The sequence below is a fragment of the Pseudomonas sp. RIT778 genome (assembly GCF_019718735.1).
Taxonomy (GTDB): Bacteria; Pseudomonadota; Gammaproteobacteria; order Pseudomonadales; family Pseudomonadaceae; genus Aquipseudomonas; species Aquipseudomonas aphyarum.
Window position 1 is genome coordinate 66,408 of record NZ_JAIHBA010000026.1, and the last position, 19,885, is coordinate 86,292.

Sequence of the window (19,885 nt, forward strand, 5' to 3'; positions counted from 1 at the left end):
GAAAGCCGTCCTGACCGACGGCTTTTTTGTGCCTGTTCATAACACCGGATCAATCTTGCGCGGGCGCCCGCCCTTCCTGCCGTTGGCCCGCGCAGCTTCAGCTTTCGCGGTGCTGCTCTGGCGACCATTGCGCGAAGCGATCACCGAGGCGGCCATGGCCATCAATGGTTGACTGGCCGAGATCATGCCGGCGATGGAAACCTGCAGATCCTTGCCGTCGTGGCACAGCGCGGTGCCGGCAAAGCCGACGTGCAATCCGCTGAAGTCTTGCGGTTCGAAATCATCGAATTCCCGGTAGAGATTCACTGGCAGCAATACGCCGCTGTCGTCCTCGAAGTGAATCACCAGGCAGGGTTTCTGAAAGGCCACCGACACGGCTTGCAGGCTGCTGCGACGGCGCACGCCGCCACGGTCGACAGCTTCATCAAGACGCTTTTCCGTGACGGGCCGATCCGCGTGCAACGCGGCTTTGACTGTTTTCATAATTCTATTTCCACTCCTTCGTGAGCGCCGACCAGGGCCAACAGGGTTTTGTTGACCTCAGGCTCGTAATACGCCGATCCGATCCTGAAACTCGTGCTGGTAACCTCCCGCAGCACCGCCACCTGATTCGACTGCCCGTCCCACCACTGATTGTCGAGACAGGCGGTGCGCAATCGAGTCCACCAGATCCAGCGCGCCCGCCGCAGATGATCGGTTTCACGCAACGACTGGCGCAGTCCTTCAAGCAGGGCAACCGGCGGTCGATGCGACAACGGCACGACATCCCACAGTTCGACGCCGTTGTGCCAGAAACTGAATTTGAAGCGAGCGCTCCAGGCCCCTGCATCCACATGTGCGTGGGGCGGACAATGTTCGTCACGCAACATGATCACCACTGACAGTCCTTTGTAACTGCATACCTTCATGCTAACCCATCCGTTAGGTTTAAAAGTTTCAACACTTGCCATTCCCTGGCAAATCCGACCATCGGCGCCAACGCCTGCTGTGGCCGTTACCTTTCGAGCCTAGTGCGGGAGCCACAAAAGCCCCGCGCAAAATGGTAAGCAGTTCTTTCGCAGCGGCCGCGCATTTGCTACATACGAAGACTCATTCCCCGGTGTAATCAATCATGCAGCGACACTTCGACGATCTTCAGCTGGGCAGCATCGAGTTGTTTTGCCTGGCCGCCGAGTGCGGCAGTTTCACCGGCGCGGCGCAGGCGGCGTCGGTGACGCCGGCAGCAGTGAGCCGCTCGGTATCACGCATGGAGGAACGCCTGGGCGTGCGGCTGTTTGCACGCACCACCCGCAGCGTGAAGCTGACCGACAGCGGCCGGCGCTACTACGAAGAGTGCCGCCAGGCGCTGGCGCAACTGGTCGAGGCGCAACGGGAAGTCATGGGCCAGCAGCAGGAACCGTCCGGCACCCTGCGTATCAGTATTCCTACGACTTACGCCCATCATCGGATCCTGCCGCTGCTGCCGGCCTTTCGTGCGCGCTTCCCGCAGGTGAAGGTCGACATGCACATCAGCAACCGCAACATCGATTTCGTCGGCGAGGGTTACGACATGGCGATCCGCGTGCGGGCGATTCCCGATTCCGGCCTGATCGCCCGGCATCTGGAAGATGCGGCGCTGGTGATGGTTGCCAGCCCCGACTACCTGAAACGCGCGGGCACGCCGCAGTCCCTGGAAGATCTCGAACAACACGAATGCATTCAGTACGAACTGCCCAGCAGTGGGCGGCGGATCACCTGGCTGTTTTACGACGAAGACGCGCCACGGGAAATCCTCGCCGAGGGCAATTTTTGCTGTTCCGACGATGTGCTCGGTGGCGTGACCCTGGCCAGGCACGGTGCCGGGTTGTTCCAGACCTATCGCTTCATTGTGGAAAAGGAACTGGCCGACGGCTCGCTGATAGAAGTGCTCAAACCCTACAGTGGACGCTCGCGGCCATTCACGTTGCTGTACCCGCAGAATCGCCACATGCCGCTGCGCGTCAGGGCTTTCATCGATTTTCTGGTGGAGCAATTGCCGCACTGATTCTCACCTGTGTGCGATCACCGCACACAAAACCAAGCTGTCGATGCAGAGCAATTGATTAAAGTAACCATCTAGTACAATTTAACTCCACAGGTCGAAACCCTCGGCCCAAGCCAAAAACAATAAGTGGAGTTTGCCCCCATGCCCCCTATCGTTCTGGTGCTCAACGGCCCGAACCTGAACCTGCTCGGCACCCGTGAACCGGCGACCTATGGTCACGAAACTCTGGCCGACATCTCTGCCCTGTGCGGGCGCGCCGCCGAAGAGTTCGGCCTGGCCGTGGAGTTTCGCCAGACCAACCACGAAGGCGAATTGCTCGACTGGATTCACGGCGCCCGCCAGCGTTGCGCCGGCATCGTGATCAACCCGGCCGCCTGGACTCACACCTCGGTAGCGATTCGCGATGCCCTGGTCGCCAGCGAATTGCCGGTGATCGAAGTGCACCTGTCCAACGTCCACGCCCGTGAGCCGTTCCGTCACCACTCGTTCGTCTCGGCCATCGCCACGGCGGTGATGTGCGGCTTCGGCAGCCACGGCTATCGCCTGGCCCTGGAACATTTCAGCCAGCGGCTGAAGGGGTGATCCGTATGAACCGCAACAACGTGATACTCGCCGGGCTGATCGGCGCCGGCATCCAGGCCTCCCGCACCCCGGCGCTGCATGAACACGAAGGTGACGAACAGGGCCTGCGTTACCTGTACCGCTTGATCGATCTCGATCAACTGCAACTGGACAGCAACGCCCTGCCCGACCTGCTGCTGGCCGCCGAACGCATGAATTACACCGGGCTGAACATCACCTTCCCGTGCAAGCAGGCGATCATCCCGCTGCTCGATGAATTGTCTCCGGAAGCCCGAGGCATCGGCGCCGTGAACACGGTGGTGCTGAAGGACGGCAAACGCATCGGACACAACACCGATTGCCTGGGTTTCGCAGAGGGTTTTCGTCGCGGCCTGCCAGACGTCGCACGCGAACGTGTAGTCCAGATGGGCGCCGGTGGCGCAGGCGCGGCAGTGGCCCACGCCTTGTTGAGCGAAGGCGTACAGCAACTGAGCATTTTTGATGTGGACGTGGAGCGCGCCGAAAGCCTGGCCAACAATCTCAACCAGCATTTCGGCGCTGGCCGGGCGATTGCCGGGCATGATCTGGCGAGCACACTAAGTCAGGCGAATGGTCTGGTAAACACCACGCCGATGGGCATGGCCAAATTGCCAGGCATGCCCGTGCCGACGGAATTGCTGCGGCCTGAGTTGTGGGTAGCGGAGATCGTGTATTTCCCGCTGGAAACCGAACTGCTGCGCAACGCCCGCGCCCTGGGTTGCCGAACCCTGGATGGCGGCAATATGGCGGTGTTTCAGGCGGTGAAGGCGTTTGAGCTGTTCAGTGGCAGAGTGCCGGATGCGCAGCGAATGCTCGCGCATTTTCAAAGCATGAATGGATAAAACCGTGAGGGGGCGACGCCCCCTCGACTTCGGTCACGCCTGCAGGTAACGCAGCACCGACTCGCAAATCATCTCGCGATGACGCTGCTTGATGCTTTCGTCCGGCAGGTCGATCTGAAAGATCTCACCGAACGTGTGGCGGTTCGACACGCGATAGAAGCAGAACGAACTGATCAGCAGATGCACGTCCAGCGCGTCGAGCCCGGCGCGGAAAACCCCTTCATCGGCACCACGACGCAGAATCTCGCCCAAGGAATCGAGGATGGTGTTGTTCATCGCCTTGATCGCGTCGGAACGCTTCACGTACTCGGCGTTGTGGATGTTTTCGATGCTGACGATCCGCACGAAATCGACGTTGCGATCGTGGTGATCGAAGGTGAACTCCACCAGACGCCGGATCGCTTCCACCGGCGGCAATTCGGCCAGGTGCAAGCGGTTTTCGGTGCTGCGGATATCGCCGTAGAGCTTCTCCAGCACCTCGACGTACAACTGCTCCTTGCTGCCGAAGTAGTAATAGATCATGCGCTTGGAGGTGTGGATGCGCTCGGCGATCGCGTCCACGCGAGCACCGGACAGACCCTGCTGGACGAACTCGACGATCGCCTCCTGCAGGATATTCTCGCGGGTCTTTTCCGGGTTGTTCTTGCGACTTTTGCGCGGCTCTACCGCTGGTAGATCGGGGGCTGCGGAAAGTTCTGAAGTCATCGTCATTGCGGGCTCACGGCCATCACTGCACAGGCTGGCGATTATGGGCCGCGCGCCCCAGTGAAGGAAGCCGCGCGACCCGTGTTTAATCCCGCGTTTACGAATTTCCTACAACTTGGCCTGGCGAACCGCGCCACTGCGTGATTTGGCCATCGCCGCCAGCCGCACCGCGACGTTAGCCGCGCCATAACCCGCGTAACCGTTCTTGCGCTGGATGATCTCGAAGAAGAAACGCCCTTCGAACGGCTCGGTGTAGACGTGGAACAACTCGCCGCCCTGTGCATCGCGGTCGTACAGCACGTTGTAGTACGCCAGCTCGCTGAGGAACTCGTCATCGAAATCGAAGCGCGCCGCCAGGTCGTCGTAATAGTTCAGCGGGATATCCAGCAACGGCACGCCCGCCTCTTTAGCCCGGCTGACTTCGGCGAAGATATCGTCGCAATCGAAGGCGATGTGATGCACCCCGGAGCCGCGATAACTCGACAGCGCGTGTGAGATCGCGGTGTTGCGGTTCTCGGAAATGTTCAGCGGCAGACGGATCGAACTGTCGCGGCTACGCAACGCGCGGCTCTTCACCAGACCGTACGGATCCGGCAGCACCACTTCGTCATCGGCCTCGAAATCCAGCAGGCTCTTGTAGAACAGCACCCAGCTGTCGAGGCTGTCCGCCGGCAGCGCCATGGCCATGTGATCGATGCGCTTGAGGCCGCCACGCGCTACCGCATCCGGCAGCAGATTGAAATCGGTGCCGTAGACATCTGCCTCCTGATCCACCAGATAAATCAGGCTGCCGTCCGGCGCCCGCACCGCTGCCAGTTCCAGCTCGTTGGGGCCGACCAGTCCGCGATACGGCTGACCTTTATAAGCGACGGCCCGGGCCAGCGCGCTGGCGCTGTCCTTGACCCGCACGGCAGTAGCGCACAGTGACGGGCCGTGGGCCTCGAAAAAGCTGTGGCCGAACGAATAGGGTTCGGAGTTGAGGATCAGGTTGATATCGCCCTGCCGCAACAGGCTGACGCTCTTGGAACGATGCTGCCCAGCCTTGACGAACCCCAGCCGCTCCAGCCAGTTCGACAACTTGGCGCCGAGGCTTTCATCCACGGCGAACTCAAGAAACTCGATGCCGTTGTATTCGCTGGCCTTCGGCGTTTCGAAGAGGATGTCGCGGTTATCCACAGGGCGGATTTCCTGCTCCAGACGCTGGCGGGTTTTCTCCTCCAGGTACAGCAGCGAACGCAGACCGTCGGCCGCATTGGCCCGAGGCGGTGCGGCGCGGAAGCCGTCGTTGAAGATTTCCAGCGACAGTGGCCCGGTGTAGCCACTCTGGATGATTGGCGCGAGGAAACCCGGCAGATCGAATTCGCCCTGCCCCGGGAAGCAGCGGAAATGCCGGCTCCACTCCAGCACGTCCATCGCCAGGATCGGCGCGTCGGCCATCTGCACGAAGAAAATCTTGTCGCCGGGAATCTCGGCAATCGCCCGTGGATCGCCCTTTAGCGACAAGGTATGGAAGCTGTCGAGCAACACGCCGAGGGCCGGGTGATCGGCCTGACGCACGATGTCCCAGACCTGTTGATAAGTATTGACGTGACGGCCCCAGGCCAGCGCTTCATAACCGATGCGCAAGCCACGGGCGCCAGCGTGTTCGGCCAGCAGGCGCAGGTCGTCGATGAGAATCTGTTGATCGCCAATACTGTCGGGGGAGGCGTTGCTGCAGACCAGCACCAGGTCGGTGCCCAGTTCCTGCATCAGGTCGAATTTGCGCTCGGCTCGCTCCAGGTTGCGGTCCAGACGATCACGGCGGCAGCCTTCGAAATCGCGGAACGGCTGAAACAGCGTGATGGCGATTCCGAGGTCGGCGCACATCTGCCGGATTTCCCGGGGGCTGCCGTCGTAATACAGAAGATCGTTCTCGAAAATCTCCACCCCGTCGAACCCGGCGGCGGCAATGGCTTCGAGTTTTTCCGGCAGGGTTCCGCTCAAGGAGACGGTGGCAATGGATCGCTGCATGTTTCAACTCCCGGTGGAGACGTCGGCTACGAAAATTGCGCCGCTTTTATAGGGTGAGCGAATTATTGGTCCCGGTTTATCATTGAGCAATTTAAAGTGTACTACCCGGTTAGTTTTGCGTGCGATTATCGAACACAATGCCGGTTTGGCGAATTGACGATTTTTCGTCCACTGCCCAACATCCATCTCACCTTGAGTCCGGAACTGAACCACCGGTCGCAGCGTGCACAAAAAAAGCACACCAAATAACAAATCCAAAAACGGGTGGAACACATGATTCCTTCACAGACTTCCCGCATGGCTCCGGCCATGAGCACTGCCACGGGTGGCATCGGCGACAAGATCCGCGGCGCCATGGCCGTCGGCAAGACCCGTTGGGGCATGCTGGCGCTGGTGTTTTTCGCCACCACCCTGAACTACATCGACCGCGCCGCCCTCGGCGTCATGCAGCCGATCCTCGCCAAGGAAATGAGCTGGACGGCGATGGACTACGCCAACATCAACTTCTGGTTTCAGGTCGGCTACGCGATCGGCTTCGTACTGCAAGGACGGCTGATCGACCGGGTCGGCGTCAAGCGCGTGTTCTTCTGCGCGGTGCTGCTCTGGAGCCTGGCCACCGGCGCCCACGGCCTGGCGACCTCGGCAGTAGGCTTCATGGTCTGCCGGTTCATCCTCGGCCTGACCGAAGCGGCCAATTACCCGGCCTGCGTGAAGACCACGCGGCTGTGGTTCCCGGCCGGCGAGCGCGCCGTGGCCACCGGCATCTTCAACGCCGGCACCAACGTCGGCGCGATGTTCACCCCGATGCTGCTGCCGCTGATCCTTCACGTGTGGGGCTGGCAGGCTGCGTTCCTGTGCATGTCGGCACTGGGCGGGATCTGGCTGCTGTTTTGGGGCCTGAAGTATTTCAACCCGGAAGATCACCCGAGCGTTAAACAGTCGGAGCTGGAATACATCCAGAAAGAAGTCGAACCGGAACAGGCCCGCGTGCCGTTCTCGAAAATCCTGCGGATGCGCGGCACCTGGGCCTTCGCCCTCGCCTACTCGCTGACCGCGCCGGTGTTCTGGTTCTACCTGTACTGGCTGCCGCCGTTTCTCAATCAGCAATACAACCTGGGCATCAACGTCACCCAGATGGGCATTCCGCTGATCATCATCTACGTCACCGCCGACTTCGGCAGCGTGGGCGGCGGGATTCTGTCTTCGTTCCTGATCGGTCGCGGTATGAACTCGATCAAGGCGCGCCTGCTGTCGATGTTCCTGTTCGCCTGCTGCATCATCGGTGTGGTCATGGCCGCCGGCTCCGCCAACCTGTGGATCGCAGTCGCCGCCATTTCCCTGGCCATCGGCGCGCATCAGGCCTGGACCGCCAACATCTGGAGCCTGGTGATGGACTACACGCCCAAGCACATGATGAGTACGGTGTTCGGTTTCGGCGGCATGTGCGCCGCGATCGGCGGGATGTTCATGACCCAGATCGTCGGCCATATCCTGACCGTCACCAACAACAACTACACCGTGCTGTTCACCCTGATCCCGGCGATGTACTTCATCGCGCTGACCTGGATGTACTTCATGGCACCGCGCAAGATTCCTACCGTCACTGAGTAACCTGCCCCTCCTTGTGGGAGCGAGCTTGCTCGCGAATGCGGACTGACATTCAGCACTGACGTTGAATGACACACCGCCTTCGTGAGCAAGCTCACTCCCACAGTGGTTTTCAGCGCCGGCTCTGCTGCCACGCTGCCGCCAGCCCGCTGCAACAGATCACCGCGATCCCGATCACGGTCATCAGGGTCGGCGTGTGAGCAAACAGTAACCAGCCCAACAGCCCCGCAAACACGATCTGGCAATAACCGAACGGCGCCAGCAACGCCGGCGCAGCATGGCGGAACGCCTGGGTCAGAAACAGGTGCGCGGTCATTCCGCAACTGCCCAGCGCCAGCATCAACAGCGCATGCCCCAGGCTCGGCACCTGCCAGAAGAACGGCACCAGCGCACTCATCACCAGCGTGTTGCACAACCCGGCGAAAAAGTTGCTGGTGGTCGGGCTGTCGATTTCCGCGAGCTTGCGGGTGAGCAACTGATAGAAGCAGAAAAACAGCGCCGAGCAGAACGGCAACAGAATCGCTGGGGTGAACAAGTCACCGCCCGGATGGACGATGATCAGCACACCGATAAACCCGCACACCACCGCGATCCACTGACCGCGCGTCACCCGTTCCTTGAGCAACGGCACCGACAGCGCCGTCACCAGCACCGGCGCAAGAAAGTTGACCGCCGTGGCCTCGGCCAGCGGGATGTACAGCAACGCTGTGGTGAAAAACAGGCTGGTGCCCAGCAGACAAAGCGCCCGCGCCAACTGCCACAACGGGCGCTTGGTGCGCAGCACGCGCAGCCCGGACTGCGGCAGGAAAATCCCCGCCATCAGCAGCGTGTGCACCAGATACCGCGCCCACACCACCATGACGATCGGATAAAAACCCGAAAGGTATTTCGACAGCGCGTCGTGGCTGGAGAACAGGAAGGTTGCCACGACAATCAGCAAGATCCCCTTGAAGGGTTGGTTGACGCCGGAAAGCGGAGTGCTGACGGTCATTGGCTCTCTCTGAATGAAAAATAAACGGTGACAAGGACGCAGGCGCCCTCGCCCCTTGAAGCAGACTTAAAGCCGGGCCAACAATTCCCGCGTCCGGTCGATTGCCATTTGCGCCCGCTGCAAACCACTCACGCCCTGCTCCAGCAATTTGACCGTGGGAATTTCCAGACTCAGGGGAAGGTTAGCCGGAAGACTGCGCAACAAGCCGATCAAGTCACAATCGCCCTCGCCGGGAAACCGTCGTTCATTGCGGGCCTGACGCAAGATCTCGGCCATGTCCGTCGGCCTCGGCCCGGCAACATCGCACAACTGTGCATAGCGCAGCCGCGAGGCTGGCACACCGACCAGATCTTCCAGCCGCGATCCGGAACGGTCGAAGTGAAACGCATCGACCAACACCGCCCCGTTTTCGCGCCCGGCGTTGTCGACGATGCGCAACGCTTGCTCGAGATTGCGCGCATCGGTCCACGGCATGAACTCCAGATGCGGGTGCAAACCGTAGGGCGCCGCCAGATCGCACAGTGCCGCGAAATTATCGGTGAGTCGCTGTTCGTCGGGATCGTTACCGGCGACCAGCAATTCACTGGCGCCGAACTCCGCGCCGACGCTGAGCAGTGGCTCGAAATCCGCGAACACTGTCTGCGGCTTCAATCGAAGGATTTCCACGTCGAGCACGCCGATTCCGGTGTCACGCATACGCGCCAGTGTCTGACGCCGCAAATCGCCATCGGCTACCAGCGGAAAGTGATATTCCTCGGGCGTCGCCGGCTCCAGACGCAGGCCGACATGGCTGTAACCGGCACGGGCGGCGACCTCGACCATCTCGGGTGGCGACAACTCCAGCACGGTCAGGCTGGCCAGGGACAGAATTCGTTCGCTCATGTTCAGGCCTCGATCTGCGCAGGTTCAGTGGCGCGACCGCTGGCCGCTGCTTCACGGATGGCCTCGACCAGCGCCAGGGTGCGGGCGGCATCGGCGGCACTCACCAGCGGTTCAACCTCCCGTCGCGCCACGCGGACGAAATGCTGCAACTGCAATCGCAGGGCTTCGTCAGGCGTGAACGGTTCGTCGACCGAGAGCAACGGCTCATGCCAACCGGCGTCCACCTGCTCGGCGCTGTAATGCCAGCGCTTGAGTTGCGGAATACTCAAAGCCCCGCCCGTTCCCGTCAGCAAATAGCACGGCTGATCGGCCTGACGCGGATAGACCGGGTTCTCCCCGGAGTTCAACTCCCAGCTCCATGGAGCCGCCACCGCATCGGAACCGGTCAGGCTGCCCAGTGCTCCGCCATCGAATTGCAGCAGGATCGCCGCGCTGTCTTCATTGGCAAAACCGCGCACCGAACGGTCGGTGATTGCCTGCACCGAACGCACTTCACCGCACAGATGACGCAGTAGATCGAGGTCGTGGATCAGATTGGTCAACAGCATGCCCGCGCCCTCTTCGCGCCGCCACGCGGTTTCGAAATACTGGTCAGGCTTGCGCAGCTGGAACAACGCAGTCACCAGAGTCAGCCGTCCCAGCGCTCCCTCCTTGACCAGTTCATGGGCCCGCACGATCAACGGATTGTGCCGCCGATGATGACCGACCAACACCGGCACGCCGCTGCGCTTCACCGCTGCCACCAGTTCCCGCGCTTCATCCAGGTTTACGCCCACCGGTTTTTCCAGCAACACCGGAACACCAGCGGCCAGGCAATCCAGCGCGGTGCTGACGTGCTGATTATTCGGATTGGCGACGATGACTGCGTCTGGCCGGTTCTGCTCCAGCATCTGACGGTGATCGACGAAATACGCCACACCCCACTCCGCCGCCAGGGCCGGTGCCTGAGGGCCGGGATCGGCCACGGCGCATAACGTGGCCTCAGTGAGATTTTTCAGGTGCCGGTAATGTTGCTGGCCCATGTTACCGGCGCCGATCAGGGCGATTCGAAGGGGCGGGTTCAAGGTGTGATCCTCTTGTGATTGTTGTGGGAAAACTCACTCCACCAACAATTTAGAACCCGGTTCCAGATTCTCACACCCGCCCGACTGAAAAGTGGGCGAACAGCGCACAGCTTTGCTTAAACGAACAACTCCGAGGCCGGGCTGGCCGCCGACAATTCCTCGGTAAACGTCAGCAACAGTGGCGCCAGTTCATGCAATCGCGCCCCCGGCATCCGTGCGCTTGGCCCGGCGATGCTGAGCACGCCGATCACCCGGCCATCGGCGGGATGTTTCACCACCGCAGCAATCGCCGAAGTGCCGACCGCCGAGCTTTCTTCCACACAGGCATAGCCCTGTTCGCGGGCCACGCGCAGGCGTTCGAGCAGTTCAATATTGGAGCGCGGCGCGTTGGGCCCGATATCCACCGGCACCTCCGCGCCCTGGCGTTCGACCAGCGACAAAGCCTCGGCGTCGCTCATGCACGCCAGCCACGCATGCCCCGACGCGGTGTAGAACAGCGGCGCATCGCGGCCCATGTCCGGGTCGTAACGCAGACCGGTGCGGGCGCCCTGGGCCTTGGCAATCCAGGTCTGGCGCTCGCCGTCGATCACCCCCAGACGCACCAGCTCACCGGTTTCCTGGGCCAGCCGATCGAGCACTGGCTGCACGATGTCGGCACCGCTGCTCGACAGATACTGAAAGCCCATCGCAACCAGTTTGGTCGACAGGTGATAACGCAACGTCTCCGGGTTCTGCCGCACGTATCCCAGGCGGATCAGCTCGGCGAGCAGGCGGTGCGTCGCGCTCTTCGGAATGTCCAGTTGCTCGGCCAGGGTCTGCATCGGCAGCCCGCGCGGATCACTGGTGAGGCTTTCCAGCACGCTGAAAACCCGTTCGATTTGACTGCCGGCCATGGTGCGCTCTCGGTGAAATTTCGCCGATTCTAGAAGACATCCCGAGGAATGCGAAATCTGGAATCCGACGTCCGATAACCGCCCACTTTGCGCGTCAGTCGGTTGATCTGCTTCGCCCGCACTGGTTATTTTCTGGAACATGATTCTAAAAACAACTGATTGCTGGAGCCCTTGCTGATGTCTGCCCTTCCCGATATCGACTGCGACGTTCTGGTGGTCGGCTCCGGCGCCGCCGGTTTGTCGGCCGCCGTCACCGCCGCCTGGCATGGCTTGAAGGTCATCGTGGTGGAAAAGGATCCGGTGTTCGGCGGCGCCACCGCCTGGTCCGGCGGCTGGGCGTGGGTGCCGTGCAATCCGCTGGCCCGGCGCGCCGGGATCGTGGAAGACGTGGAATTGCCGCGCACCTATCTGCGCCACGAACTCGGCGAGCACTACGACCCGGCCATGATCGACGCCTTCCTTGAAGCCGGCCCGCGCATGGTGGCGTTTTTCGAGCAGCACACCGCCCTGCAATTTGCCGACGGCAACGCCATCGCCGACATCCACGGCGAAACACCGGGCGCCGGCACCGGCGGACGCTCGGTGATTGCCGCTCCCTACGACGGACGAAAGGTCGGGCGCCTGCTAAAGCGTCTTCGTACAACGATGCGCGAAACATCGTTCATGGGCATGCCGATCATGGCGGGTGCGGACCTGTCGGCGTTTCTCAATCTGACTCGCTCGTTGTCGGCGGCCTGGCACGTGACCCGGCGTTTCACTCGCCACCTGCTGGACCTGGCGCTGTACGGTCGGGCGATGCAACTGGTCAACGGTGTGGCGCTGGTGGCGAGGCTGGCGAAATCCGCCGAAGACCTCGGCGTACTGCTGTGGGAATCGGCGCCAGTGACCGAACTGCTGCGCGACGAATCACGCATCACCGGCGCTCGCGTGAACACCACAAAAGGCCCGGTTATTGTCCATGCCCGCAAAGCCGTGGTGCTCGCCGCTGGCGGATTTGCCAACGACATCGAGCGGCGCAAGGCCTTGTTCCCTCGCACGCCCACCGGTCATGAACATTGGGCGCTGCCACCCTTGGGTGTTAATGGCGACGGCCTGCGACTGGGAGAAACCGTCGGGGGCCGGGTCAACACCGATGTGGCCTCGCCTGTGGCGTGGGCGCCGGTCTCGCAAGTGCCGCATTCCGACGGCAGCATCGGCCATTTCCCACACATCATCGAACGCGGCAAACCGGGCGTCATCGGCGTGCTGCGCAACGGCCAGCGCTTCGTCAACGAAGCCAACGGCTATTACGACTATGTCAGCGCCATGGTCGCTGCAGCTCCCGAAGGCGAAGAGGTTGCGTCCTGGCTGATCTGCACCCGCGCGTTCCAGCGGCGTTATGGGCTCGGCATGTCTCGGCCGTTTCCGGTGCCGGTGTCAGGTTTTATCCGCAGCGGCTATCTGAAATCCGGCAATACCCTTGAGGAATTGGCCACCGCATGCGGCATCGATCCGAACGGCTTACGCGCCACTCTCCATGAATACAACGACCATGCCCGGCACGGCGAAGACCCGCTGTTCGGTCGCGGCTCGACCCCGTACAACCGCAAACAGGGCGATCCCGCGCAACAACCCAACCCGTGCGTGGCGCCTATCGAACAAGGCCCGTTCTACGCGGTGAAGGTGCAGCCGGGCTGTTTCGGCACCTTCGCCGGGCTCAAGGTCAATCCGCACGCGCAAGTGCTCGACGCCGAAGACCGGCCCATCACCGGGCTCTACGCCGCCGGTGGCGACATGGCCAGCATCATGGGCGGGCATTATCCGGCGGGCGGGATCAACCTCGGCCCGGCGTTGACTTTCGGTTACATCGCAGCCCGGCACATGGCGGGCGTCACGGCTTTCGAACAGGAGATCGACCATGCAGCACATCGTTAACAGACAAGGACTGAACCTGCCAAAACTCGGCCTCGGCACCTGGCCGATGCTCGGCGACGAGTGCACCCGCGCCGTGGAGCAAGCCCTGGAACTCGGTTACCGACACATCGACACGGCGGCGGCCTACAACAACGAAGACGCAGTCGGACAGGCGCTGGCGAATACGCCGACACCCCGCGAGCAGATCCACGTCACCACCAAGGTCTGGTGGGACCAGTTGCAACCGGATGCCATGCGTCACTCGCTGGAGCGCAGCCTCAAGGCGTTGCGCAGCGAGTACGTCGACCTGTTCATGATCCATTGGCCGACCACCGACTGGGATTTGCCGCGCACCCTCGAAACCCTCGCGTCGTTCAAGGAACAGGGGCTGGCTCGCAACATCGGCGTGGCGAATTTTCCGCTGCCGCTGCTGCGCAAAGTCGTCGAGGAATACGGAATTCCTCTGTCAGCGATTCAGGTCGAGTACCACGTCCTGCTCGGACAAAACGCCCTGCTCGACTACGCCCGTCAACACGATCTGGCGCTGACGGCCTACACGCCGCTGGCACGCAACAAGGTCTCGGAGGTTCCTCAGATTCAGCAGATCGCTGAAAAACACGGCGTGCTGCCGACTCAAGTGGCGCTGAAGTGGCTGCTGGATCAGGACAACGTCGCGGCGATTCCCAAGGCCAGCAGCAAGACCAATCAACTGGCCAACCTGGCCTCGCTGAATGTCAAACTGGATGACGACGACCGGGCGCTGATCGCTGCGTTGTCCAAGCGCGAACGTCAGGTCAGCCCGGACTTCGCGCCGGTATGGGATGCCTTCGACCGCTAAAATCTGACCCGGCGAAAGAAAACCGCCGGCGGATTGAATTCCCGGCGCTCGCGCTCGTCAATAACAGGCCCGACCTCGTCACCCCGAGGCCGGGCCTTTGTGCGTGTGTACGAATAGACGGACGACCGGACTGGCGCCACACTCACACACCAGCAACACTCATCACCACGATCAGACAGAGGATTCCCACATGCTATGGAAAAAAGGCCGACGCAGTGACAACGTCGTCGACGCCCGTGGCGATGACATGGGCGGTGGTGGGGGCATGCGCTTCGGCGGAGGCAAGGGCCTGAGCCTCGGGGCGATCCTGCTGATCGTCGGCATCGGCTGGATCACCGGGCAGGACCCGCTGCAGATCCTCGGCCAGCTCACCGGGCAGATGACCGAACAATCGGCTCCTACTTCGCAAACCCGTCAGGCACCGCCGGCCAACGATGAACAGGCCGAATTCGTGCGCTCGATCCTCGGCGACACCGAAGACACCTGGGGCGCAATCTTCCAGCAGGCCGGCCGGCAATATAAAGATCCGACCCTGGTACTGTTCAGCAACCGGGTCAATTCCGCCTGCGGTCTGGCGACCTCGGCCACCGGCCCGTTCTATTGCCCGGCGGACCAGAAAGTCTATCTGGACATGGCGTTCTTCCAGGAAATGGCCCAGCGCTTCAAGGCCGCCGGCGACTTCGCCCAGGCCTACGTGATCGCTCACGAAGTCGGACACCATGTGCAGACGCTTCTCGGCGTCTCGGCGAAAATTCAGACAGCCCGCCAGCAAGGCCGGCAGATGGAAGGCGACGGTGGTCTGCTGGTGCGTCAGGAACTGCAAGCCGATTGTCTGGCCGGGGTCTGGGCCTACAACGCGCAGAAACGCCTGAACTGGCTGGAACCGGGTGACATCGAAGAAGCCTTGAACGCAGCGAACGCCATCGGTGATGATCGCCTGCAACAACAGGGTCAGGGCCGTGTGGTGCCGGACTCGTTTACTCACGGTACGTCGGCGCAAAGGGTGCGCTGGTTCAAAACCGGATTCGCCCAGGGCCAGGTCGGCCAGTGCGATACCTTTGCGGCGAAAAACCTGTAAATGCATAAATGGCTGTTGGCTTTACTGTTCATCGGCGGCACCGCCCAAGCGGCCGGCGTCGACGCAATCAGTCCCGGGCGCCTGCAATTGCAGGCCGGCGAAATGGCGGTGGGCATCGGCCCGGCGCCGGCGAAAATCGAGCGCGTGCTGATCGTCATTCATGGCCGTCTGCGCAACGCCGAGACCTATCGCAAAAGCGGCGAAGTCGCGGCGGAACTGGCCGGGCAAACCGCCAACACCTTGGTGATCGCCCCGCAGTTTCTCAACGAAAGCGACGTGTCGCTCTACTCGTTACCCGCCAGCGTGCTGCGCTGGCAAGGCAACGACTGGATGGGCGGCGGGTTATCCACAGGGCCGAATCCGCTGAGTTCCTACGCCGCACTGGACGAAATCGTCGCGCGGCTGAGCGATCGCAAGCAGTTTCCGGACGTGAAGCAGATCGTGATCTTCGGCCACTCCGGCGGCGCCCAGGTGGTGCAGCGTTATGCGCTGCTGGCTCAGGAACAACCGGCGCTCAAGACCGAAGGCATTCGCTTGCGTTATGTAGTCGCCAACCCGTCGTCCTACGCGTACTTCAATGAGCAACGTCCGGTGGCCTTCGATCATGCCAAGTGCCCCGGTTTCAATCGCTGGAAGTACGGTCTGGTGGACCCGCCGATCTACTCGGGTGGGCAAACGCCCGCGCAGCTTGAAGGCCGTTACGTCAAACGCGAGGTGATTTATCTGCTGGGCCAGCAGGACACCGACCCGCAACACCCGGCGCTGGACAAGAGCTGCGCCGCCAAAGCGCAGGGGGCTTATCGACTGGAACGCGGGAAGCTGTTTTTCAGTTACTTGCTGCGTCGTCACCCTGAAGGGGTCAATCAGCGCCTGATCGAAGTGCCCGGCGTCGGGCATAACGGCGACGGCATGCTGACCTCGCCGGAAGGCCAGAAAGCACTATTCGAGCAATAAGTTGTTGGGTGGATGGTCTGGCCTCTTCGCGAGCAAGTCGAGTCGTCGCACCGCCGCTCCCACATTTGGAATGCGTTTCCCTGTGGGAGCGGGCTTGCTCGCGAAGGCATCCGTGCAGACAATGCAGGCCTCAGGCGAACAACATTCGCCGCAACTCCACACAATCCTTCGCATGCCAGTCGGTCAGCTCCGGCCACGGATTGTCCGGCAGGTTCACCAGCACCGTGTGCGTGCCCGCTGCCCGACCGCAATCAAGATCAAACCGGTAATCACCGACCATCACCATCTCGCTCACCGGCACTTGCCAGGCCTCGGCCAGTTTCAGCAGGCCACCGGGATGCGGTTTTGGCTGTGCTTCATCGCGACCCAGCACATCCTCCACCGCAAAACAGTCGGCCAGGCCGATGGCCTCCAGCGTCACATGGGCCAGCTCCCGCGCATTGCGGGTCAGGATGCCCAGGCGGTAACCCCGCGCGTGCAGATTACGCACCAGCTCTACCGCGCCGACCGCCGGGGTCGAGCCGAGCGCCAGATCGCGCTCATGCTCCAGCAGCCACGCATGTTTCGCCGCTGCTTCCTCGGCGGGCAATGCCGCGAGATGGGTGAGGATGTCGTCCTCCGGCGGGATCGACAGCGCCACGCGGATCGCCGCGAAGTCGTGCACGGCGACGGTCAGGGTGCCGTCCATGTCGAACACCCAGTGCCGCACATCCGCCAGACTCATGCCCAGTCCTTGCGATGACGGATCAGGCCTTCCTGGGTCACCGACGCCACCAGTTGCCCGGCGCGGTTGAACACGCTGCCCCGGGAGAACCCGCGCGAGTTGCCGGCCCACGGACTGTCCATGGCGTAGAGCAACCAGTCATCGGCGCGCAGGTCATTGTGGAACCACAACGCGTGGTCGAGGCTGGCGACCTGCATGTCTTTCTGCCAGACCGATTTGCCGTGCGGCAGCATCGAGGTGGTCAGCAGGCCGAAGTCCGAGGCGTAGGCCAGCAGGTATTTGTGCAGCGCCGGGATATCGGCCAAAGCGCCGTCGGCACGGAACCACACGTACTTGACCGGATCCGCCGGTTGCGGGTTGTACGGGTCTTTTTCAGTGACCGGGCGCACTTCGATCGGCTTCGGGCACAGCAGCTTTTCGCGCATATGTTCCGGGATCAGGTGCGCGCGTTGCTGGGTCAGTTCCAGCTCCGACGGCAGGTTTTCCGGGCCGACAACCTGGGGCATCTGGCTCTGGTGTTCGAAGCCTTCCTCGTCGTACTGGAACGAAGCGCTGCAAGTGAAAATCGGGTGGCCCTTCTGGATCGCGGTCACGCGGCGGGTGCTGAAACTGCCGCCGTCCCGCACGCGATCAACCGAGTAGACCACCGGCAACTTGGCATCGCCCGGACGCAGGAAATAACCGTGCATCGAATGCACATGACGCGTTTCTTCAACGGTCTGACTGGCCGCCGACAGCGACTGGCCGAGCACCTGGCCGCCGAACAACTGGCGAAACCCCAGATCCTGGCTGCGACCACGGAACAGGTTTTCCTCGATCGGTTCGAGGGTCAGCAGATCCACCAGATCTTCCAACACTTGGCTCATTCAGACTCTCCTCACACAAAGCAATGCCGCGCAGTCTTGGCTGCGGCGGGGGATTCAGGTTCTGGCCGGCGCCCCAGGGTGCCGGCCATTGTAAACGTCCGCGCCTGCTTATCCATGCAAGGTTTCCAGCCACTGCTCCCTCGTGATGCGGTACAACACATGTCGCCGTAACGGGTGACCGTCCGCGAGACGCGGGTGGTCGAAATCATCCTGCGGGGCGTGGTGCATGCCGATCGCCTGCATGACTTTCTGCGACGGCAGATTGGTCTCGCTGGTGAACGACACCACTTCATTCAGCGCCACCCGGTCAAAGCCGCAACGCAACGCGGTCCACGCCGCTTCGCTGGCATAACCAAGGCCCCAGTGTTCCTTGGCCAGCCGCCAGCCGATTTCCACCGCTGGGGTGAACGGCGCATCGAAGCCGACCACGCCGAGCCCGGTAAAACCGATGAACTCGCCGCTGTCCTTGCGCTCCAGCGCCCACAGGCCGTAACCGTGCTCGGCAAAATGCCCGCGCACCCGGCCGATCAGCGCGGCGCTTTCCAGCCGGCTCAAGGGCGCGGGGAAGTAGCGCATCACCTGCGGGTCGGCGCACATGGCCGCGAACGCCGGCAAATCCTCGTCCTGCCATTGGCGCATCAGCAGCCTTGCGCTTTCCAGCTCCAGTATCGGTTCCATCCCGCCCCTCCGCTTGATGCCGTCAGTCTACATCGCTGTTAGGCTTTGCACTCTTTCCTGCAGCCTTTATGAATAGTCCACCATGCCGTTGCCGCTGATCTACCACGCAGACTACAGCCCGGAATTTCCGGCGGATCACCGCTTTCCCATGGACAAGTTCCGCCTGCTGCGCGATCACCTGGTGGACAGCGGCCTGACCCGCGACGAAGACCTGTTGCGCCCTGAACTGTGCCCTGCCGACATTCTCGCCCTTGCCCATGACCGCGGTTATATCGAACGCTACATGAGCGGCGAGTTGTCCCGCGAAGACCAGCGGCGCCTCGGTCTGCCGTGGAATGAAGCCCTGGCTAGACGCACCGTGCGGGCGGTCGGCGGATCGATTCTGGCAGCGGAGAAAGCGCTGGAACATGGCCTGGCCTGCCACCTCGCCGGTGGCACCCATCACGCCCATTACGACTACCCCGCCGGCTTCTGCATCTTCAACGACCTGGCGATCATCAGTCACTACCTGCTGCAAAGCGGCCGGGTGAACCGGGTGCTGATCTTCGACTGCGACGTGCATCAGGGTGACGGGACTGCACGGATTCTGCACAACACCCCGGAAGCGATCACCGTTTCCCTGCACTGCGAAAAGAACTTTCCTGCACGCAAGGCCAAAAGCGACTGGGACATTCCGCTGCCCAACGGCATGGGCGACGCCGATTACCTGAAAGTTGTCGATGACGCGCTCAACTATCTGCTGCCGCTGTATCAGCCGGATCTGGTGCTCTACGACGCCGGCGTCGACGTGCACAAGGACGACGCCCTCGGTTATCTGCAACTGACCGACGAAGGCGTCGCCGCCCGCGACGAAAGCGTGATGCGCCACTGCCTGGGTCGCGACATCCCGGTGGTCGGGGTGATCGGCGGTGGTTACAGCAAGGATCGCCACGCCCTCGCCCGCCGCCACGGGATCCTGCATCACAGTGCGCAGCGCGTCTGGCAGTCATCGGGTTGTCATTGAGTTGTGCTGCGTTACCCACAATGGCTGTGGAACGGCCTGTGGATAACCTGAGCGAAAGGGACTACAGCCCACGCTGAACATGGCTTGCAGCGCGCTGGTTGTTTTTTGATCAGACCTTTCAATCATCACAAATCCCTGTGGGAGCGAGCTTGGTCCGGGCGGCGATCCGACGATGGCGTCAGTACATTCAACATTTAACTGAATGACTCACCGCTTTCGCGAGCAAGCTCGCT

20 protein-coding genes are annotated in these 19,885 nt (G+C 61.9%); 9 read left to right on the forward strand and 11 right to left on the reverse strand.

What is annotated here, in order from left to right:
- Nucleotides 1–36: 36 nt before the first annotated feature.
- Together K5E37_RS18940 and K5E37_RS18945 are read right to left on the reverse strand one after the other, a co-directional pair.
- Entirely contained in the window at nucleotides 37–483 is a 447-nt protein-coding gene (locus K5E37_RS18940; RefSeq protein WP_007951001.1) for a hypothetical protein, read from the reverse strand.
- On the reverse strand, nucleotides 480–908 hold the full coding sequence (locus tag K5E37_RS18945) for a DUF4160 domain-containing protein (RefSeq protein WP_085608721.1): 429 nt from the start codon (nucleotides 906–908) through the stop codon (nucleotides 480–482). The genes K5E37_RS18940 and K5E37_RS18945 overlap by 4 nt, the downstream gene beginning before the upstream one ends.
- 203 nt (nucleotides 909–1,111) lie before the next feature.
- On the opposite strand from K5E37_RS18945, the gene K5E37_RS18950 reads away from it, so the two are divergent.
- The 3 genes from K5E37_RS18950 to K5E37_RS18960 all read left to right on the forward strand — a co-directional run bounded on the left by K5E37_RS18950 (nucleotide 1,112) and on the right by K5E37_RS18960 (nucleotide 3,465).
- Nucleotides 1,112–2,023, forward strand: a complete 912-nt coding sequence (locus K5E37_RS18950) for a LysR family transcriptional regulator (protein ID WP_221534818.1) — start codon at nucleotides 1,112–1,114, stop codon at nucleotides 2,021–2,023.
- Nucleotides 2,024–2,164: 141 nt separating this feature from the next.
- Nucleotides 2,165–2,605 carry a type II 3-dehydroquinate dehydratase gene (gene aroQ, locus K5E37_RS18955; RefSeq protein ID WP_011336043.1) on the forward strand — a complete coding sequence of 147 codons (441 nt, stop codon included), beginning with the start codon at nucleotides 2,165–2,167 and terminating at the stop codon, nucleotides 2,603–2,605.
- 5 nt (nucleotides 2,606–2,610) lie between these two features.
- Nucleotides 2,611–3,465 (forward strand): shikimate dehydrogenase, encoded by an 855-nt coding sequence (locus tag K5E37_RS18960; RefSeq protein ID WP_007958799.1) that lies wholly within the window; start codon nucleotides 2,611–2,613, stop codon nucleotides 3,463–3,465.
- 33 nt (nucleotides 3,466–3,498) lie between these two features.
- Here K5E37_RS18960 and K5E37_RS18965 read toward each other — a convergent pair whose 3' ends face one another.
- Nucleotides 3,499–4,176, reverse strand: coding sequence for a TetR/AcrR family transcriptional regulator (locus K5E37_RS18965; protein WP_085608724.1), 678 nt, complete (start codon nucleotides 4,174–4,176; stop codon nucleotides 3,499–3,501).
- A 102-nt stretch (nucleotides 4,177–4,278) separates the two neighbouring features.
- Nucleotides 4,279–6,180: a 3-dehydroshikimate dehydratase QuiC gene (gene quiC / locus K5E37_RS18970; RefSeq protein ID WP_221534819.1), complete on the reverse strand. Its 1,902-nt coding sequence runs from the start codon at nucleotides 6,178–6,180 to the stop codon at nucleotides 4,279–4,281.
- Between the two features lie 273 nt (nucleotides 6,181–6,453).
- Here quiC and K5E37_RS18975 point away from each other — a divergent pair, with 273 nt between their 5' ends.
- Nucleotides 6,454–7,791, forward strand: coding sequence for an MFS transporter (locus K5E37_RS18975; RefSeq protein ID WP_007958787.1), 1,338 nt, complete (start codon nucleotides 6,454–6,456; stop codon nucleotides 7,789–7,791).
- Nucleotides 7,792–7,900: 109 nt separating this feature from the next.
- On the opposite strand, the gene K5E37_RS18980 is transcribed toward K5E37_RS18975, so the two are convergent.
- From K5E37_RS18980 to K5E37_RS18995, 4 genes are all read right to left on the reverse strand, one after another.
- Nucleotides 7,901–8,779, reverse strand: coding sequence for a DMT family transporter (locus tag K5E37_RS18980; protein WP_007958785.1), 879 nt, complete (start codon nucleotides 8,777–8,779; stop codon nucleotides 7,901–7,903).
- Nucleotides 8,780–8,845: 66 nt separating this feature from the next.
- On the reverse strand, nucleotides 8,846–9,661 hold the full coding sequence (locus K5E37_RS18985) for a sugar phosphate isomerase/epimerase (protein ID WP_221534820.1): 816 nt from the start codon (nucleotides 9,659–9,661) through the stop codon (nucleotides 8,846–8,848).
- Nucleotides 9,662–9,663: 2 nt separating this feature from the next.
- On the reverse strand, nucleotides 9,664–10,725 hold the full coding sequence (locus K5E37_RS18990) for a Gfo/Idh/MocA family protein (RefSeq protein WP_221534821.1): 1,062 nt from the start codon (nucleotides 10,723–10,725) through the stop codon (nucleotides 9,664–9,666).
- Nucleotides 10,726–10,841: 116 nt separating this feature from the next.
- Nucleotides 10,842–11,618, reverse strand: a complete 777-nt coding sequence (locus tag K5E37_RS18995) for an IclR family transcriptional regulator (RefSeq protein WP_221534822.1) — start codon at nucleotides 11,616–11,618, stop codon at nucleotides 10,842–10,844.
- Nucleotides 11,619–11,795: 177 nt separating this feature from the next.
- Here K5E37_RS18995 and K5E37_RS19000 point away from each other — a divergent pair, with 177 nt between their 5' ends.
- The 4 genes from K5E37_RS19000 (at nucleotide 11,796) to K5E37_RS19015 (ending at nucleotide 16,381) form a co-directional block, all read left to right on the forward strand.
- Nucleotides 11,796–13,532, forward strand: a complete 1,737-nt coding sequence (locus K5E37_RS19000) for an FAD-dependent oxidoreductase (RefSeq protein ID WP_221534823.1) — start codon at nucleotides 11,796–11,798, stop codon at nucleotides 13,530–13,532.
- Nucleotides 13,516–14,349 (forward strand): aldo/keto reductase, encoded by an 834-nt coding sequence (locus tag K5E37_RS19005; RefSeq protein ID WP_221534824.1) that lies wholly within the window; start codon nucleotides 13,516–13,518, stop codon nucleotides 14,347–14,349. Before K5E37_RS19000 ends, K5E37_RS19005 begins: the two co-directional genes overlap by 17 nt.
- Nucleotides 14,350–14,539: 190 nt before the next feature.
- A complete protein-coding gene (locus K5E37_RS19010; RefSeq protein WP_039771788.1) occupies nucleotides 14,540–15,427 on the forward strand; it encodes a neutral zinc metallopeptidase in 888 nt (295 codons plus the stop codon).
- The gene (locus K5E37_RS19015) at nucleotides 15,428–16,381 is read left to right on the forward strand and encodes an alpha/beta fold hydrolase (RefSeq protein WP_221534825.1); all 954 of its coding nucleotides are present in this window, start codon (nucleotides 15,428–15,430) and stop codon (nucleotides 16,379–16,381) included.
- Nucleotides 16,382–16,511: 130 nt separating this feature from the next.
- Here the strand turns inward: K5E37_RS19015 and K5E37_RS19020 are convergent, their stop codons facing one another.
- From K5E37_RS19020 to K5E37_RS19030, 3 genes are all read right to left on the reverse strand, one after another.
- The gene (locus tag K5E37_RS19020) at nucleotides 16,512–17,105 is read right to left on the reverse strand and encodes an HAD family hydrolase (protein ID WP_221534826.1); all 594 of its coding nucleotides are present in this window, start codon (nucleotides 17,103–17,105) and stop codon (nucleotides 16,512–16,514) included.
- The gene (gene tesB, locus K5E37_RS19025; RefSeq protein WP_085608733.1) at nucleotides 17,102–17,971 is read right to left on the reverse strand and encodes an acyl-CoA thioesterase II; all 870 of its coding nucleotides are present in this window, start codon (nucleotides 17,969–17,971) and stop codon (nucleotides 17,102–17,104) included. The genes K5E37_RS19020 and tesB overlap by 4 nt, the downstream gene beginning before the upstream one ends.
- A 108-nt stretch (nucleotides 17,972–18,079) precedes the next feature.
- Entirely contained in the window at nucleotides 18,080–18,649 is a 570-nt protein-coding gene (locus K5E37_RS19030; RefSeq protein ID WP_085608734.1) for a GNAT family N-acetyltransferase, read from the reverse strand.
- 82 nt (nucleotides 18,650–18,731) lie between these two features.
- On the opposite strand from K5E37_RS19030, the gene K5E37_RS19035 reads away from it, so the two are divergent.
- On the forward strand, nucleotides 18,732–19,652 hold the full coding sequence (locus K5E37_RS19035) for a histone deacetylase (RefSeq protein WP_221534827.1): 921 nt from the start codon (nucleotides 18,732–18,734) through the stop codon (nucleotides 19,650–19,652).
- Nucleotides 19,653–19,885: the final 233 nt, after the last annotated feature.

Bases quoted from the DNA above. Each gene is read 5' to 3' on its own strand.
- K5E37_RS18940 (WP_007951001.1), bottom strand. From the start codon at position 483: ATGAAAACAGTCAAAGCCGCGTTGCACGCGGATCGGCCCGTCACGGAA.
- K5E37_RS18945 (WP_085608721.1), bottom strand. From the start codon at position 908: ATGAAGGTATGCAGTTACAAAGGACTGTCAGTGGTGATCATGTTGCGT.
- K5E37_RS18950 (WP_221534818.1), top strand. From the start codon at position 1,112: ATGCAGCGACACTTCGACGATCTTCAGCTGGGCAGCATCGAGTTGTTT.
- aroQ (WP_011336043.1), top strand. From the start codon at position 2,165: ATGCCCCCTATCGTTCTGGTGCTCAACGGCCCGAACCTGAACCTGCTC.
- K5E37_RS18960 (WP_007958799.1), top strand. From the start codon at position 2,611: ATGAACCGCAACAACGTGATACTCGCCGGGCTGATCGGCGCCGGCATC.
- K5E37_RS18965 (WP_085608724.1), bottom strand. From the start codon at position 4,176: ATGACGATGACTTCAGAACTTTCCGCAGCCCCCGATCTACCAGCGGTA.
- quiC (WP_221534819.1), bottom strand. From the start codon at position 6,180: ATGCAGCGATCCATTGCCACCGTCTCCTTGAGCGGAACCCTGCCGGAA.
- K5E37_RS18975 (WP_007958787.1), top strand. From the start codon at position 6,454: ATGATTCCTTCACAGACTTCCCGCATGGCTCCGGCCATGAGCACTGCC.
- K5E37_RS18980 (WP_007958785.1), bottom strand. From the start codon at position 8,779: ATGACCGTCAGCACTCCGCTTTCCGGCGTCAACCAACCCTTCAAGGGG.
- K5E37_RS18985 (WP_221534820.1), bottom strand. From the start codon at position 9,661: ATGAGCGAACGAATTCTGTCCCTGGCCAGCCTGACCGTGCTGGAGTTG.
- K5E37_RS18995 (WP_221534822.1), bottom strand. From the start codon at position 11,618: ATGGCCGGCAGTCAAATCGAACGGGTTTTCAGCGTGCTGGAAAGCCTC.
- K5E37_RS19000 (WP_221534823.1), top strand. From the start codon at position 11,796: ATGTCTGCCCTTCCCGATATCGACTGCGACGTTCTGGTGGTCGGCTCC.
- K5E37_RS19005 (WP_221534824.1), top strand. From the start codon at position 13,516: ATGCAGCACATCGTTAACAGACAAGGACTGAACCTGCCAAAACTCGGC.
- K5E37_RS19010 (WP_039771788.1), top strand. From the start codon at position 14,540: ATGCTATGGAAAAAAGGCCGACGCAGTGACAACGTCGTCGACGCCCGT.
- K5E37_RS19015 (WP_221534825.1), top strand. From the start codon at position 15,428: ATGCATAAATGGCTGTTGGCTTTACTGTTCATCGGCGGCACCGCCCAA.
- K5E37_RS19020 (WP_221534826.1), bottom strand. From the start codon at position 17,105: ATGAGTCTGGCGGATGTGCGGCACTGGGTGTTCGACATGGACGGCACC.
- tesB (WP_085608733.1), bottom strand. From the start codon at position 17,971: ATGAGCCAAGTGTTGGAAGATCTGGTGGATCTGCTGACCCTCGAACCG.
- K5E37_RS19030 (WP_085608734.1), bottom strand. From the start codon at position 18,649: ATGGAACCGATACTGGAGCTGGAAAGCGCAAGGCTGCTGATGCGCCAA.
- K5E37_RS19035 (WP_221534827.1), top strand. From the start codon at position 18,732: ATGCCGTTGCCGCTGATCTACCACGCAGACTACAGCCCGGAATTTCCG.